The sequence below is a fragment of the Streptomyces lonarensis genome (assembly GCF_012033735.1).
Classification (GTDB): Bacteria; Actinomycetota; Actinomycetes; order Streptomycetales; family Streptomycetaceae; genus Streptomyces; species Streptomyces lonarensis.
Genome location: NZ_JAAVJD010000039.1, coordinates 1 through 15,032, shown reverse-complemented (window position 1 = coordinate 15,032; position 15,032 = coordinate 1). Strand labels below are relative to the sequence as shown.

The 15,032-nt window shown below is 73.4% G+C and carries 13 protein-coding genes, 1 tRNA gene and 1 pseudogene; 11 read left to right on the top strand and 4 right to left on the bottom strand.

The features are described 5' to 3' along the window. The first annotated feature begins 244 nt into the window (after positions 1-244). The 7 genes and pseudogenes from HCN56_RS07890 to HCN56_RS27205 all read left to right on the top strand — a co-directional run bounded on the left by HCN56_RS07890 (position 245) and on the right by HCN56_RS27205 (position 5,429). Positions 245-1,150, top strand: coding sequence for a bifunctional DNA primase/polymerase (locus HCN56_RS07890; RefSeq protein ID WP_167968780.1), 906 nt, complete (start codon positions 245-247; stop codon positions 1,148-1,150). Positions 1,151-1,224: 74 nt separating this feature from the next. Then, positions 1,225-1,482 (top strand): hypothetical protein, encoded by a 258-nt coding sequence (locus tag HCN56_RS07885; protein ID WP_167968779.1) that lies wholly within the window; start codon positions 1,225-1,227, stop codon positions 1,480-1,482. Continuing rightward, a pseudogene (locus tag HCN56_RS07880) lies at positions 1,479-2,333 on the top strand (DUF3631 domain-containing protein); the annotation flags it as partial. The gene HCN56_RS07885 and the pseudogene HCN56_RS07880, both read left to right, overlap by 4 nt. A 71-nt stretch (positions 2,334-2,404) precedes the next feature. Next, the gene (locus tag HCN56_RS07875; RefSeq protein WP_167968777.1) at positions 2,405-3,652 is read left to right on the top strand and encodes a DUF3631 domain-containing protein; all 1,248 of its coding nucleotides are present in this window, start codon (positions 2,405-2,407) and stop codon (positions 3,650-3,652) included. 128 nt (positions 3,653-3,780) lie between these two features. Further along, positions 3,781-3,966 carry a helix-turn-helix transcriptional regulator gene (locus HCN56_RS07870; RefSeq protein ID WP_312871121.1) on the top strand — a complete coding sequence of 62 codons (186 nt, stop codon included), beginning with the start codon at positions 3,781-3,783 and terminating at the stop codon, positions 3,964-3,966. A 65-nt stretch (positions 3,967-4,031) separates the two neighbouring features. Next, complete coding sequence (locus HCN56_RS27210; RefSeq protein WP_312871120.1) at positions 4,032-4,829, top strand: hypothetical protein; 798 nt, start codon at positions 4,032-4,034, stop codon at positions 4,827-4,829. A 45-nt stretch (positions 4,830-4,874) separates the two neighbouring features. Continuing rightward, complete coding sequence (locus tag HCN56_RS27205; protein ID WP_312871119.1) at positions 4,875-5,429, top strand: site-specific integrase; 555 nt, start codon at positions 4,875-4,877, stop codon at positions 5,427-5,429. Between the two features lie 133 nt (positions 5,430-5,562). Here the strand turns inward: HCN56_RS27205 and HCN56_RS07860 are convergent. Both HCN56_RS07860 and HCN56_RS07855 read right to left on the bottom strand, forming a co-directional pair. Beyond that, positions 5,563-5,649: transfer RNA gene (locus HCN56_RS07860), tRNA-Ser, on the bottom strand. Between the two features lie 72 nt (positions 5,650-5,721). Beyond that, positions 5,722-7,239, bottom strand: coding sequence for a S1C family serine protease (locus HCN56_RS07855; protein WP_167968799.1), 1,518 nt, complete (start codon positions 7,237-7,239; stop codon positions 5,722-5,724). A gap of 363 nt (positions 7,240-7,602) precedes the next feature. Here HCN56_RS07855 and HCN56_RS07850 point away from each other — a divergent pair, with 363 nt between their 5' ends. From HCN56_RS07850 to HCN56_RS07840, 3 genes are all read left to right on the top strand, one after another. Then, a complete protein-coding gene (locus HCN56_RS07850; protein WP_167968776.1) occupies positions 7,603-8,397 on the top strand; it encodes a glycerophosphodiester phosphodiesterase in 795 nt (264 codons plus the stop codon). A 35-nt stretch (positions 8,398-8,432) separates the two neighbouring features. Further along, entirely contained in the window at positions 8,433-8,984 is a 552-nt protein-coding gene (locus HCN56_RS07845) for an ATP-binding protein (protein WP_167968775.1), read from the top strand. Between the two features lie 452 nt (positions 8,985-9,436). After that, positions 9,437-10,405 (top strand): DUF5926 family protein, encoded by a 969-nt coding sequence (locus tag HCN56_RS07840; protein WP_167968774.1) that lies wholly within the window; start codon positions 9,437-9,439, stop codon positions 10,403-10,405. 549 nt (positions 10,406-10,954) lie between these two features. Here the strand turns inward: HCN56_RS07840 and HCN56_RS07835 are convergent. Both HCN56_RS07835 and HCN56_RS07830 read right to left on the bottom strand, forming a co-directional pair. Continuing rightward, positions 10,955-11,623 (bottom strand): hypothetical protein, encoded by a 669-nt coding sequence (locus HCN56_RS07835; protein ID WP_167968773.1) that lies wholly within the window; start codon positions 11,621-11,623, stop codon positions 10,955-10,957. A 303-nt stretch (positions 11,624-11,926) separates the two neighbouring features. Then, the gene (locus HCN56_RS07830; protein WP_167968772.1) at positions 11,927-12,634 is read right to left on the bottom strand and encodes a bifunctional DNA primase/polymerase; all 708 of its coding nucleotides are present in this window, start codon (positions 12,632-12,634) and stop codon (positions 11,927-11,929) included. Positions 12,635-13,554: 920 nt separating this feature from the next. Here HCN56_RS07830 and HCN56_RS07825 point away from each other — a divergent pair. Beyond that, on the top strand, positions 13,555-14,979 hold the full coding sequence (locus tag HCN56_RS07825; RefSeq protein ID WP_167968771.1) for a PP2C family protein-serine/threonine phosphatase: 1,425 nt from the start codon (positions 13,555-13,557) through the stop codon (positions 14,977-14,979). Positions 14,980-15,032: the final 53 nt, after the last annotated feature.

Sequence of the window (15,032 nt, the reverse complement as noted above, 5' to 3'; positions counted from 1 at the left end):
AGCCATTATGCCGATCACCCCGAAGCGCCCCCTCGACATCCGGCCGAAGCCCTCGGACGCCCCACCCAAAGACGGCGACCAGGTCTACGACCCGAAGCGTGGCGGCTGGTACCCCACCACGAAGCGCTGACACGAGCGACCACCACGACGCCTGCACCAGCTGACACACGAGAGCGGCCCCCCATTCCGCCAAGAACCGGGGCCGCTCTCACCAGACCACCTGAATGGAACTGGAGGTTCCAGCATGACACCTTCGCCGTGCCCGCCGCTGCTGGCGGCGGCACTGGAGTGCGCCAACCGCGGTTGGCCCGTCTTCCCCCTGCGGCCGGGGAGCAAGCGGCCCACCGGTCACCCCGCCGGCACCTGCCCTCGCACCGGCCGTTGCGCCGCCGGGCACCGCACGCCGGAGCAGCGAGCCACCACCGACCCCGAGCTGATCGGCCGCGCCTGGGCGACCGTGCCCTACGGCATCGGGTTGGCGACCGGCCCGGCCGGGCTGGTCGTGGTCGACCTCGACAAGCCCAAGACCCCAGACAAGAGGGACGCGCCATGCGGCGCGGCGACCTTCAAGGCGCTCTGCGAGCGCGCCGGTCAGCCCGTCCCGACCACCCGCGCCGTGCGGACCGCGGGCGGGGGCAGGCACCTGTACTTCACCGCCCCGCCCGGCAGCAGGCTCCACAACACCCAGGGCCGGTTGGGGCCGCTGGTCGACACCCGAGCGTGGGGCGGCTACGTCCTCGCCCCCGGCACCACCCTCCCCGCCGGACGGTACGAGCTGGTCGACGCAGCGCCGGTCGCACCGCTCCCCAACTGGCTCCTCGCCCTGCTCGCACTGCCGGTCCGCCGCACGGTCGCATCGGCTCCGGTGCCGGGGCGGGCCCCGGCGTACGTCGCGGCGGCATTCCGGAGCGAGACCGATGCCGTGGCCACCGCCCCGGAAGGGGCGCGGAATGCGGCGCTGACGCGGGCGGCCCGGGCGCTGGGGCGGTTCGTCGCCGCCGGGCAGCTCACCAGGTCGGAGGTTGAGGGGGCTCTTAACGGGGCGGGGCAGCACGCCGGCCTCACCCCCAGCGAGACGAGAGCGACGGTCACCAGCGCGCTGAACTGGTCGATCGCCAACAACCCCGTCGCCGCGGTGGTGAACGGATGACCACGCCGCCCCCCGTTAAGAGCCCAACCCCCACCCGTCACCGGCCCGGGCTCGCCCGTTCGGCCCGGCCCCTGGTGGCCGTTGGCGCCCGAGAGGTCGCCGCCCGAAGGGCGCCCGATCAGATCCCCGACCCGCGCCCCACCAACCCGGGGCAGCCCGGCCGGTGGCTCACCATCCGCACCCCGCGCACCGGCCCCGCCACCGCCGAAGCCTGGTGCGTCTGCGGGTGGCACCTCACCGCCCACGGCACCGACCACGTCCACCAGCTCATCAGCTTGCACACCGACCACCCGGCCATCTGCCCCACCCATCCTGAGGGGACCACCTCATGACCACTGACCCGATCGACGGCGCCACCCTCCTGAACGAGGTAGAAGCCTTCCACCGCCGGTTCAACGTCTTCCCGCAGGAGGCAGCCTACGTCGCGGTCGCGCTGTGGGACGCCCACGCGCACCTCATCGACTGCTTCGACTCCACCCCGCGGTTGGCGTTCCTCTCCCCGGAACCGGCGTCAGGGAAGTCGCGGGCTCTGGAGATCGTGGAGGCCCTCACGCCATCGCCGATGGTCGCCGTCAACGCCTCCCCGGCCGCGCTCTTCCGCGCCGTCTCCGGGCTGGAAGGCCGGCCCACGATCCTCTTCGACGAGATCGACACCGTCTTCGGCCCCAAGACCGCCGGGGACAACGAGGAACTGCGCGGCTTCCTCAACGCCGGCCACCGCCGCTCCGGCGTCACCTACCGGCGCGTGGCTGCCGGTGACACCCAGCGCGTGGTCGCCTTCCCGTCCTACTGCGCCGTAGCCGTCGCCGGGCTCGGAGGGCTGCCCGACACACTCATGACCCGCGCGGTCGTCATCAAGATGCGCCGCCGCACACCCGACGAGCAGGTCTCCCCCTACTGCCAGCGCATCCACGAAGCCGAGGGCAACAAGCTCCGCGACCGCCTGGCCGACTGGGCCCTCTCCGTCGCCGACACCGTCCGGGGGAGCTGGCCCGTCATGCCCGACGGCGTCACTGACCGCCCCGCCGACGTCTGGGAACCCCTTCTTGCCGTCGCCGACGCAGCAGGCGGCGACTGGCCCGACCGCGCCCGCCAGGCGTGCGTCGAACTCGTCGCCACGGCAGGAGAGGACGACAGGACCTCCATCGGCAGCCGCCTCCCCATCGACCTCCGCGACCACGTCCACCAGCTCAGCAGCTCGGACACCGACCACCCGGCCACCTGCCCCGCCGCCCGTCCCGAGGGGACCACCTCATGACCACCACCGAGCCGATCGACGGCGCCACCCTCCTGAACCAGGTCGAACGCTTCCACCGCCGGTTCAACGTCTTCCCGCAGGAAGCCGCCTACGTCGCGGTCGCCCTCTGGGACGCCCACGCGCACCTCATCGACTGCTTCGACTCCACCCCGCGGATCGCGTTCCTGTCTCCCGAGCCGGGGTCGGGGAAGTCACGGGCGCTGGAGATCGTGGAAACGCTGGTCCCCAACCGCCTGGTCGCCGCGCACGCCACCGCGAACGCCATGTACCGGGCCGTCGGCAACACCGACAACCTCCCCACCGTCCTGTTCGACGAGGTCGACACCATCTTCGGCCCCAAGGCAGGCGACAACGAACCCCTGCGCGGCTTCATCAACGCCGGCCACCGCCGCGGCGTCAGCGTCCTGCGCTGCGTCGGCGAAGGCTCCAACCAGGAAGCCGCAGAGTTCCAGACCTTCTGCGCACTGGCCATGGCCGGGCTCGGAGGACTTCCCGACACCATCCTGACCCGCTCGGTCATCATCCGGATGCGTAAGCGCGCCCCCAACGAGAAGGTCGAGCCCTACCGCGTCCGCGTCCACGAAAAGCAGGGCAACGCCCTGCGTGACCAACTCGCCCGCTGGGCTGACCAGGTCCGCGACCAGGTCGCCGAAGCCTGGCCCACCATGCCCGACGGCGTCACCGACCGCCCCGCCGACGTCTGGGAACCCCTCCTCGCCGTTGCCGACGCAGCAGGCGGCGACTGGCCCGACCGCGCCCGCCAGGCATGCATCGAGCTGGTCAACGCCGCCCGCGAAGGCGACAAGGCAAGCGTCGGAGTGCAGCTCCTCACCGACCTGCGCGACCACGTCTTCCGCGGCGCCGACCGCATGCCCACCGCAGCCGTCCTCGAATGCCTCACCGCCATGGAGGACGCCCCCTGGGCCGACATGGACGGCAACGGTCGACCGCTCACCCCGCGCGGCCTGTCCAAGCTCCTCGGGGAGTACGTCACCGGAGCCAACAAGCCCATCAAACCCCGCTCCATCCGCACCGCCGGCGGCGTCCCCAAGGGCTACTACGCCGAAGACCTCACCGACGCCTGGAACCGCTACTGCCCCGCCCCCCTCCCTGGGCCCGCTACATCCGCTACATCCGCTACACCGCAGGTCACACCCGGTGCAGACGTAGCGGAAGAGCCGCCCGGCATCCGCTACATCGCACGCGGAACCGCAACACCCCACCTCGCCACCCACACCGGCTAGCAGCGCGCCGTAGCGGTTCCTATCCGCTACATCCCGCCCATCCGCTACACCAAACAGGCCTCTGAACTGCGGCGTAGCGGATGTAGCGGATGTAGCGGCACCCACACCCCTTAGAGAGAAGGTCACCAGTGGCACCCGTCGCGATGCTCAAGCTCTCCGACGTCCTCACCGAGATCGGGATCTCCCGCGCAGCCTTCTACCGGATGCGAGCCCGGGGCAACGCTCCCAAGCTCATCAAGCTCCCCAACGGACAGCTTCGCTGCCGCCGGACCGACCTCGACGACTGGCTGAACGGCTGCGAAGAAGCCGCCTGACCCGCTCACCGCACGACCAAGGGGCCCGCCGACAACGGCGGGCCCCTTTCCCATGAGGAGAAGACGTGGGGCTCACCTACGACGTACGCATCTGGGGCATCCGCTCGCGTGAGAGCAAGTCGGCGCCCTTCCAACTGCGCTGGCGTGTCGGCGAGGAACGCCACCAGCAGCCGTTCCGGACCAAGACCCAGGCGGACGGCCGCCGGTCCCAGCTCATGGCCGCGCTCCGTGAGGGGCAGCAGTTCGACGAGACGACCGGACTTCCGGCTGATGAGCTGCGGGAGAAGAACTCGCCCACTTGGTACACGCACAGCTGCGACTACGCGGTGATGAAGTGGCCGGCGGCGGCTGGGAAGCAGCGGGCGAGCATCGCGGAATCGCTCGCTGTCGTCACCGGGGCGCTCACCCAGCAGGGCAAGCGCGGCGGCCCTGCTCCCGATGTTCTCCGGCGTGCCTTGCAGCAGTGGGCCTACCAGTGCCGGCGGGACGACGCGGGAGAGCTGGTGAACCGCTGGCGAGTGGACGCACCGCCGGCCGCCGAGGCCGCGGCGCTGGAGTGGGCCGCCAAGCACTCGCTCAAGGTCGCCGATCTGGCCGACGCTGCGAAGACGCGGCGAGCACTGACCGCCCTGTCGCTCCGGCTCGACAAGCAGCCCGCAGCCGAGAACACGTTCCGGCGGAAGCGAGCCGTCTTCAGCAATGCCCTGCGGTTCGCCGTGGAGCGGGGCGCACTCGTCGGCAACCCGCTGGACCGCATCGACTGGAACCCGCCGCCGACCGACGACGAGGTCGACTTCCAGTACGTGCCCTCACCGCAGCAGGCGCGAGCTCTGCTCCGGGGTACAGCGGAAGACGGGCATTGAGGGCGTCACCTCGAAGCGTTCTTCGGCTGCCTTTTCTACGCGGCCATGCGGCCGTCGGAGGCCGCGGACCTCCGGAGGGACAACTGTCAGCTGCCGGAGTCCGGCTGGGGGGAACTGCTGCTGCGGGGCAGCCGGCCGGAGGTCGGATCGGGCTGGACCGACGACGGCGCCTCCTACGAAGCCCGGACGCTGAAGCGTCGGGCCCGGAAGACGACGCGGCCCGTGCCCATCCCGCCCGCTCTGGTCGCCCTGCTGCGTCAGCATCTGGACCGGTTCGGTACCGCGGACGACGGCCGGCTCTTCCGCGCGGCCAATGGCGGACGTGTCCGGTCGACCGAGTACACCGAGATCTGGAAGCGCGCCCGGGGCCGGGGTCTGGCGCAGCAGGACGCAGCGTCGCCGCTGGCAGAGGTGCCGTACTCGCTCCGGCACGCTGGCGTCTCGGGCTGGATCAAGGCGGGAGTCGACCCGGTGGAGGTCGCACGGCGCGCTGGCCACAGCCCGGCTGTGCTGTGGAGGTTCTACGCGAAGGTCCTCCGCGGTCAGCAGCACCAGGCGAACGCCCTCATCGACGCTCACCTCGACGCCGGCAGCGCCTGACCGTCTGGCCACGAGCTGGCCACACAGCCTGGTCGATGGTGGAACAGAGCGGGACACGTTGTCGCGCAGTGTGAACGGAAAGGGCGGCCCCCGCGTGCGGGGGCCGCCCTGACCTGCTGTTTTACTGCCTCTGCGGAGGCTGTGGGATTTGAACCCACGGTGACGTTGCCGCCACGACGGTTTTCAAGACCGTTCCCTTAGGCCGCTCGGGCAAGCCTCCCCGTGCCGCCGGGAGACGGCGGCACCCCGACAGCGTAGCCGCTCTCGTGAGGCCCCGGTGCCCGCCTCCGGGTCATTCCTGGTCGCCGACCCGGGAGTCGAGGGTGATCTCGGTGGTCTGCTCGTTCCCGTCCCGGACGTAGGTCAACTCAACGGTGTCGCCCGGCTCGTAGGTCCAGATCTCGCTGATGAGGGTGGGTCCGCTGTCGATGACGCGGTCACCGAACTTCACGATCGAGTCACCGGGGCGCAGCCCTGCCTCGTCGGCGGGGCCGCCGGGTGTCACCGCGTCGTTCTGCCCGTCGCCCTCGGTGCTGATCTGGGCGCCGCCGGAGCTGGTCTCGGTCATCCCCACCGAGACGCCGATGACGGCGTAGACCGGTTCGCCGGACTCGATGAGGTCCTTGGCCACGCGCACGGCCTGATTGACCGGGATCGCGAACCCGAGGCCGACCGAGCCAGCCTGCTGGCCCGGGGCGCTGGAGTTCGACTGGATCGCCGAGTTCACGCCGATGACGGCTCCCTCGGCGTCGAGCAGCGGGCCGCCCGAGTTCCCCGGGTTGATCGAGGCGTCCGTCTGGAGGGCGCTCATGTAGGAGGACCGGCCGCCCATGCCGTCGCTGGAGGCGACGGGCCGGTTCTTGGCGCTGACGATGCCGGTGGTCACGGTGCCCGAGAGTCCGTACGGTGCCCCGATCGCCACGGTGGTGTCTCCGACGACGACATCGTCGGAGTTGCCCACGGGCAGCGGCTGGAGGTCGCGGTCCCCGGGGTCGACCAGGCGGAGCACGGCGATGTCGTACCCCTGGGCGCCGCCGACGAGCTCCGCCTCGTAGCTCTCGCCGTCGGAGAAGGTGACGGTCAGTCGGCCGCCCTGCGAGGCGGACTCGACGACGTGGTTGTTGGTGAGGATGTGGCCTTCCTCGTCGTAGACGAAGCCGGTGCCGGTGCCGCCCTCCCGGTCGCCTTCCGCCTGGATGGTCACCACGCTGGGCAGGGCGGCCTCGGCGATGCCCGCGACCGACTCGGGGCTGCGCTCCTGGACTCCGCTGCCGTTGGAGCTGTTGACGGTGGAGGTGGCGCGGTCGTTGCCCGCGTTGTCCGCGAGGAGGTAACCGGCTCCGCCGCCGATACCGCCGGCGATCAGCGTGGCCAGGGCGACGGCCGCGACGAGCCCGCCGCGGCGACGGCGTCGCGGCGGTGGGGCGAACGTCGCCCAGGGGCCGTCGGTGGGCCCGTGCGGAGGCGGGGGCGGAGTGCCGCCGGAGGCGGTGCCCGCCGACCCGATGCCCTCGTCGGCCGGTACGTGCGCCCCGGTGTGCTGGTTCCCCGCCCCGGGGGGAGTCGGGTTGTCGGCGGCCGCGCCGGGAGCCGGCGGCGGGGTGGGCGCCGCCGGCCCGCCGTGCTCGGTGGCCGGTCCACCCGGCCCGGTGGCGGGGGCTGCCTGAGGGGGTGAGGAGGGCGGCGCGGCCGGGGGAGGCGCGCCCGGAGCCGCGGCGGGACGCGGCGGCACGTCGCTCTGCGGCGGCGTGGCGGGCGGCGGCGGCGTCCGGTGGGTCGGGTCGTTGGGGCCCGGTGTGCCTGCGCTCATGTTTTCGCTGGTCACAGCTTTCTCCTCAGGTGCACGACAGGGTGGGGACAGACGCCCCGGTCCAGGCTTGTCCCGCACAGTCTTGCCCACCGTGTGTCAGCCGGAGGTAAGTCCCGCGCGGCTCGGGTCACCCCCGTCGGGGTGGTCCGCTGCCGGCCGGCCCGGCGGGGCCGGAGCGTTCCTGCCCGGGGCGCGTACCCGGCAGGGGCACCGCTACGCGACGGACGGGGCGTGCGGACGGCGCGGATTGCTGCAGGACGCGCTCCTGGCGGGTGTCGGGTGCGGCGGGCGGGTCGCGCCGCGGGCCCGGCAGTGGGGGACCGCCCCCGGCACGGGGGGCGGGGGCGGTGCGACGATACGCGGATGACCGCCGACATCGCTGTGATCGCTCACCGCGGGGCGTCCGAGGACGCGCCCGAACACACCCTCACCGCCTACCGGCAGGCCATCGCGGACGGCGCCGACGCGCTGGAGTGCGACGTGCGGATGACGGCCGACGGTCATCTGGTGTGTGTGCACGATCGACGCGTCAACCGCACCTCCAACGGCCGGGGCGCGGTCTCCTCCCTGGAACTGGCGGACCTCGACGAGCTCGACTTCGGCTCCTGGAAGGCGTCGGCGGGCGACCACGAGCGGCCGGACCGCGGTGAGGTGGACGCGCTGGAACCGGAGCGCACGCGGGTGTTGACGCTGGAGCGGCTGCTGACGCTGGTGGCCGAAACTGAGCGCCCGGTCGGCTTGGCCATCGAGACCAAGCATCCGACCCGGTGGGCGGGGCGGGTGGAGCGCAGGCTGCTGGAGGTGCTCGCGGCCCATCCGGTACCGGGACCGGTCCGGGTGATGAGCTTCTCTGCCCGGTCGCTCCAGCGGGTGCGCGCCGCCGAGCCTGCTCTGGGCACGGTCCAGCTCATGCGGTTCCTGCTGCCGCGCCACCGCGACGGGAGCCTGCCGGCCGGTGCGGACGTCGCCGGGCCCAGCATCCGCGTGCTTCGCAGGGACCCGGGCTACGTCGCCCGGGCGCAGCGGGCCGGTCATCCCGTGCACGTCTGGACGGTGGACGATCCCTCGGATGTGGAGTTGTGTGCCCGTCTCGGGGTAGACGCGGTGATCACGAATCGGCCCCGCACGGTCCGTGATCAACTTCGCAGACTTGCGTGAGCAAATACTCGGTATGATTTACCGCTTGTGTCGCAATGCGTTCGCCTCGTATTCGTTCATTGCGAACTCATCAACGCATCACTGAGCGACGGTTTCCGGCCGGAGGCTACCGGGCATCGAACCTTTGGCGTCAGGCAAAGGAGGTCTCGGGGGTGACGTTGGTGGCTACTCAGCAGGCGACGACAACATCGACCATGTCGGTTCCCCATGGACCGTCCGGGGTCGGTGCGGCAAGACGGCGACTCTGCCGGGACCTACGGGACGGTGGGGCCGCGGAGTCGGTGATAGACGATGCGGCGCTGGTGCTGTCGGAACTTCTCAGCAACTCGTGCCGCCATGCACGGGCGCTGGCCCACGAAGAGGTCCACGCGAGCTGGGAGCAGAACGACCGGGGTGACGTGACCATCTCCGTCACCGACGGCGGCGGTCCCACGCTGCCGGCCCCCGCGACGCCGTCCGTGACGGCTCGCGGCGGTCGGGGACTCACGATCATCCGCTCGCTGGCCCGGGACTGGGGCGTCCGCGCCGAGGCATTCCCCGGTCCGGTGACGGTATGGGCGGTGCTGGCGGGCGAACAGCCGGCCTGAGCCGGTGTCGGCCGTCGGCGTGCGTCGGCGCGCCGGCGGCCGCACGCGTGCGCGCGTCGGTCACGGGACGGCCGTGGCGCGGCGGTGTCGCGCGGCACGCGGCGCGGTCGCGGTCCGCACGGCCCCCAGGCCGTTCGTGCGGCACGGCTGCCGTGATCGGCGTGCGGCCCCGGACGGTCCGAGGTGCGGGCCCCGAGCTGCCCGGCGCGCCATTGCCCAACGACGGCGTGCGGGGGTGGCAGGGCCTCCGCGCTGCCCGCCCGTGCGCCGCTTCGCAGCGGCGGCCGCGATCCGCGCCGCCCGGGCCGCCGTCGGCGGCCCGTCCCGGCCCGGGGAGCCGGGTGTCCGGTGCCCGCGCCCGCCGCCGTGCGGGCCGAGGAATTACAGTCCCCATACCGTCCGACGCGCCGGAACCGGCCGTCACCGCCCCCGAGCAGGAGAGCCGCACTCGCATGGCCAAGAAGCGCCGCCCCCAGACCAAGGCCACCAAGCCCCAGCTCATCGACGGGGAGGTGCCCGTCGTCGGCGCCCGTGAGCCCTGTCCGTGCGGTTCGCAGCGCCGCTACAAGGCGTGCCACGGGCGCGCCGCCTCCCAGGCGACGACCGAGCTGGTCCGCCGCCCGTTCGAGGGCCTGCCCGGGGAGGGTGACTGGGTCGCGCTGCGCGAGCTGGTCCCGGCCGCGACGGTGGAGCTCTCGCTCCGCGACGGGCTCCCCGACGGGGTCCCGTCGGTGACGCTGGCCACCGTGCTGCCGCTCGCCTGGCCTGCCCTGCGCCGGCAGGACGGCAGTGTCCTGGTGGCGCTGCAGAACGACACCGCCACCGGTGACCTCAGCCGCGACCTCGCCGACGTGCTGCTGCGGGCGCTGGAGGCCGAGCCGGGCAACCCGGTCGCCGCCGGACGTCCGGGCCCCGACGGGCCGCGGCTCCAGGACGTGCTGGACGGCGAGGCGGCCTTCGAGCCGGTCGTGCACAGCGGTTTCGAGTTCTGGGTGGAGGCAGCGGACGAGTCGTCGCCGCAGGTGGCGGCGTCGCTGGAGCGGGCGAACGAGGCCGTCATCCCGACCGTCCGGCTCGACGGCGTGGACAGCGCCTACTGGTGCGAGGTGCCGGAGAAGAACCACCTGCGCTGGGTGATGCCGCACCCCGAGGAGCAGCTGATCGACGCCCTCGCCCGGCTGCACGCGGTCGGGCGGTCCGACCTGGGCGAGGGGACCCGTCTGGTGGGGTCGTTCCGCGCCCACGGTCTGACGGTCCCGGTGTGGGACCTCCCGTCGTCCATGACAGCGGCCGACTGCGAGAAGCCCGCGGCGGAGTTCGCGGAGCGGCTGGCCGAGGCGCTCGCCGCGACCGAGCCGCTCACCGCCGCTGAGCGCAGCGCGCGCAGCGGCCTCACGAGCCGTCAGGTCACCCTGAACTAAAGGCATTTGCATTTTCATTGCGTTGTCCACAGGGGCGGAATCGGCCGCCCTGTGGCGTGATTCCGGTCACAACCGACCAGGTACACGGGGTGAGAGGCCCCTTTCCGGCGCCGTGGGATTTGCGAAACTCACAGGAGTTGTTACGGTCTGAGTGAGCCCGGTCGCTGGTGCATCCCCCGTCTCCAGCGACCGGGTTCTTCTGCGTCCGGGAACACTTCGGTGGGCGTCGAGGCTGCTGGGGCGTCTGACCTGGTCACTTGTCCTACTCGGGCTCGTTCGGGCCCGTGGCGCCCGTCTCCGGGCAGCCGGCCGCGCGGACGCGCCGCGACCGCGCCGTGGCCAGCTGTTCACCCGTCAGCTCTCCGCGCCCGGCCGCCCCGCTGCCCGAACATCCCGTGGCCCGAGTATCCCGTGGCCCGAACCCCGTTGGCCGAACCGGCGAACCGGCGAACCGGCGAACCGGCGTCCCGCGACGCCGAACGTCCTGCGGCGGGGCTCCCGACACGGTGTCAGCGAGGATGCGGTGTGCCGGCCCGTCAGCGCGACGGGTCAGGAGCGTGGTGAGGCGGCCCGGAGCAGCGCCCCGTCCGCGCCGGGGCCGGTCAGTTCGGCGGTGGCGGAGTAGAAGGAGGCTGTCGAGTCGTCGACCGTCGGCACGCGTGGCGTCTCGCACACCCCTCGCGCTTCGGTTGCCGGGACGTCGCACCGCACCTCGACGGTGCCGCCCGCCGGGTCGTGGACGGTCAGTTCGCCCCGCAGCGGCTCCCCGGAGCCGTTGCGGTAGTAGACGCGCGCCCAGGTGTCGGCTCCCTCGGTGACGAGGCAGGTGCGCGCCTCGACTCCCTCCGGCGCGCTGATGGCCGGGCCGCAGTCGGTGTCCGCGGCGCGGGAGGCGCCCCCGGGGTGTTCCGGCCCGTCGGCCCCGTCGGCCCCGTCGGCCCCGTCCGGGCCGTCCGGCGCCCCGCCTGGCGCGCCGTGTCGGTCGCCGTGGCCCGGCGCGGGTTCGCTCCCGCTTCCGGGCTGGGCCGGGCTCCCGTCCTTGTCCTCGCCCGTGGCCCCGCTCTCCGTCCCGGCGGCTGCCGGAGGCGGGGCGGCGGGGGAGTCGACGTGCTGGGTAGTGCTCTTGGCGAAGGCGAGCGGCAGGGCCAGGGCCAGCGCGACGGCGCTGGCGACCGCGGTGGTGCGGAGTTCGGAGGAACGGGACGTCGACTCGTGCACGGGGGCCACCGTCCTGCGGTTGCTGGTCGCTCTCGGTAGACCAGCCGACGATACCGGGACCCTGCCGTTCATTTCGGGGCGTAGCGGATGTCTGCGCCCTCGTGAGCCGCATCTGACCCGCAGGGGTGAGAAAGTCGGCGAACCGGTTTCATCCGTTCGGGTGATGTCGGCGCAATCCGCCGCTGCGGGTGGGCACCGCGGACCGCGCTGTACTCGGGCAGCCCCGCCCGCCTCTCGGCTCCGGGCCCACCCCGGCCGAGGTGCGCGGGGGTGGGCCCGGAGGCCGGTCGGGGGTGACGGAGGTCAGGCCTGGCGGCCGCTGCTCCGCCCGCCCGGGGCCAGACGTTCCGCGGCCACCAGGGCCCGGAGCACCTGTTCCGCGGCCGGCAGCCGGTGCGGTCGGTGTGCCGGGCCCGGTGCGCGGAGCCAGCAGGCCCGGCCGGCGCCGGTCCAGGACGGCGGGAGCGTCACGTAGCCGCCGGGGCCGTGGAACCGGAGCGAGGCGGGCAGCCGCCCCGGGGTGCCGCCCTCGGCGGCCGGTGCGTCCGCGACCTGCTCGTCGAGGAGGTCGCACAGTGTCTCGCCCAGCTCGGCGAGGGTGTAGGGCGCGACCAGCAGCGTCAACCGGTCGGGGGTGGCGAGTACGGGGCCGGTGCGCGGCCCCAGGCGGTCGAGCGTGGTCAGGGCGCGGCGGCCCGTGGCGAGCGGCAGGCTCAGCGCGCAGGGCGCCGCGCCGCCGGTCGCGAGCAGGACGGGCGCCGCCGGCCGCGCCTCCCACCACCACTGGATCATGGAGGGGTCGGCGGTGGCCGCCAGCAGCTCCGGGGTCCCGGGATGGACCACCGGCGCCGGGCAGTCGGACTCCCCGCACAGGCAGCGGCCGTCGAGGCCGGTGCCGACGCCGGGCAGGACGGGCCAGCCTCGACGCGCGTAGTCCAGCGCGGCGGCGCGTGGCGTACGGCGGGCGCGGTGCTGCTCTCCTCTGTGCTGCTTTCCGCGGATCTCACGCATCAGCGTTCGTTCCTTTCCCTCGCACCCTGCCGGACCGGCGCAGGGCTGGGCGGACACCATCACGTGGAACACCGAACTCGGTCATCACCATCAACGGCGACACGGTTCCCAGCTTGCGGGGCGCCGGGCCTGGCGGACACCTGGCGGACGGTGGCGTTTCGTCGCCGTCCGCTTCCGCGGGTCCGGTCCCGGCCGTTCCCGCGCTGGTGCTCCCGCCCGCGGTTCATGATTCCGACGGTACCGGCCGGCGCCCGGAAGGCACCGGCGAACCACCCGGTGGGGGCGGGCCGGCGCGGGCAGCGCGTGGTCGGCGCGCGGCACCGCGCCACCGGCCGTGATGGCGGGCCCGGCCGGGGCGTCGTGCCTCGGGACGCTATCGCAATCCGAGGGGTGTCCGTGCACACGGCTCCGCCGCCGCGTCGGCCCGTCGTGCGCCGTGATGGGCGCGGGGGAGGCGACGCTTCCGGCGAGTCGTGCGACGGGTGACATCGGGGGCGCGTACGGGATGTTCCGGACAGGGCAGGGGTCGGCGGCCCCCACGGGGGCCGGGTCTTCCCGACCCGCGGGGCGGCCTCCGTCGTCGCGCGCCGGGCCGGCGCCGTGCGAGGGTGGCCGACCGTCCGCGACGCGCCCGTTGCTGCCGCCACCTGCGGCGCGCGGGGGTGACGGGTGTGGCGGGCCCCGCCGGGCGGGGAGTGGTCCCCGCCCAGCACGTGAGGGGCTTTTCTGCCATTTATGGTGCGGATGCGGCCTGTCGCAGGTGCCGCCGCTCCGGAGCTGGCCATCATCGAGGCCAATCGGACAATGCTGGACATCGCTCCATTCGTGCGTGTACATGTGGAACGTTCCCACCGTGGCCTGCACGACCTGGGGGTTTGCGGTGCCCTTGCGAGGACAAGACACGGCGGAAGTCGATGCTGATGAGTAGCTCATCCCTGCCGAACGTGACCGGATTTCATCCCCCGCTCACCCTGACCGCCTCCACCCCGGGGCGCGCGGCGACCACCGCACGGGGCCTCCGAGGCGTCGCCGGCGCCACCAGTGCCGCCGGTGCCGTGCAGGACCGGATGGCGTCCTGGATCTCCGACCTGACGACCCTGCACGACCTGAGCGAGCGGCTGCCGCGCACCCGCACGGTGGAGGAGGCGCTGCACGAGACGCTGCGCGCCGGTGCGTCCCTGGCGGGCGCCCGTCGCGGTCTCATCGCGCTGCGTCCGTCCGACAGCGGGGGCCACGACCGCCTCGTCGGCCTCGGGCTGGACTCCGCCGACCTCGGTGACTTGGAGACGGTTCCGCGTGAATCCGCCTCGCACTCACGGCTGTTGGACGCCGTGGCCGACGCCTGCCCGGGGGAGATCGCCTGCGACGACATCGCGGCGGACGCAGAACTCCACCCCCGGCACCGGGAGGTCGCGGCGCGGCTGGGCTGTGCCGCCAGCTACGCGCAGCCGCTGGCGGACGCCGACGGTGACCGGCTGGGGGCGGCGGTGTGGTTCTACGACGAGCCGGCCGCCCCGGACGAACGCCGCCGTCACCTGCTGGGCCTGTACCTGCGTCAGGCGGGGCAGCACATCGCCAACCGCATCGAACTCGACCGCGCCCGGCACGACGCCCGCGAGCTGCACCAGGGTTTGCTGGGGCGGCGGTTGCCGGTGGTGCCCGGGGCGACCCTCGCGGTGCGCCACGGCGGGGCGGCCGGCGGCGGGGGCGTCTTCTTCGACGTGCTGCGGCTGCCGGACGACGCGCTGGGACTGGCGGTCGGCACGGTCAACGGCAGCGGTCCGGCGACGACCGCGGCGATGGGGCGGCTGCTCGCGGGGCTCCGGGCCTACGCGGTGATGGAGGGTGAGGACCCGGTCGCAGTCCTGTCGGATCTGGAGCTGCTGCTCCGGGTGACGGAGTCCGCCCGCTGCGCCACCGCCCTGTACGGCTACGCGGAGCCGGCGACCCGCCGTGTGGTGCTGGCCTCGGCCGGCCATCCGCCTCCGCTGGTGGTCGGCCGGGACCGGGTGGAGTTCGCGGAGACGACGCTGTCGGCGCCGCTGGCGATGCTCTCCTGCTGGGAGGCGCCGAGCGTCGAACTGGAACTCGCGCCTGGTGAAACGCTCCTGCTCTACAACGAGGGGCTGCTGCACGCGACCGGTGAACCGCTGGACCTGGCCTTCTCCCGGCTGTACGACGTCGTCGCGCAGACCCCGGCGGCGCTGCGGCGGGAGCCCGGGGCGCTCGCCGACCACGTCCGCGCCGCTCTGCTGCCCGCCGCCCCGGTGACGACGGCCGGGGCCGGACCGGTCGCGGCGCAGCCGGAGCGCGAGACGGTGCTGGTGGCTGCACGCGACCGGTGAACCGCTGGACCTGGCCTTCTCCCGGCTGTACGACGTCGTCGCGCAGACCCCGG

Coding starts and splice junctions, on each gene's coding strand:
- HCN56_RS07890 (WP_167968780.1), top strand. CDS start 245: ATGACACCTTCGCCGTGCCCGCCGCTGCTGGCGGCGGCACTGGAGTGC.
- HCN56_RS07875 (WP_167968777.1), top strand. CDS start 2,405: ATGACCACCACCGAGCCGATCGACGGCGCCACCCTCCTGAACCAGGTC.
- HCN56_RS27205 (WP_312871119.1), top strand. CDS start 4,875: ATGCGGCCGTCGGAGGCCGCGGACCTCCGGAGGGACAACTGTCAGCTG.
- HCN56_RS07855 (WP_167968799.1), bottom strand. CDS start 7,239: ATGAGCGCAGGCACACCGGGCCCCAACGACCCGACCCACCGGACGCCG.
- HCN56_RS07850 (WP_167968776.1), top strand. CDS start 7,603: ATGACCGCCGACATCGCTGTGATCGCTCACCGCGGGGCGTCCGAGGAC.
- HCN56_RS07845 (WP_167968775.1), top strand. CDS start 8,433: ATGCGTTCGCCTCGTATTCGTTCATTGCGAACTCATCAACGCATCACT.
- HCN56_RS07840 (WP_167968774.1), top strand. CDS start 9,437: ATGGCCAAGAAGCGCCGCCCCCAGACCAAGGCCACCAAGCCCCAGCTC.
- HCN56_RS07830 (WP_167968772.1), bottom strand. CDS start 12,634: ATGCGTGAGATCCGCGGAAAGCAGCACAGAGGAGAGCAGCACCGCGCC.
- HCN56_RS07825 (WP_167968771.1), top strand. CDS start 13,555: ATGAGTAGCTCATCCCTGCCGAACGTGACCGGATTTCATCCCCCGCTC.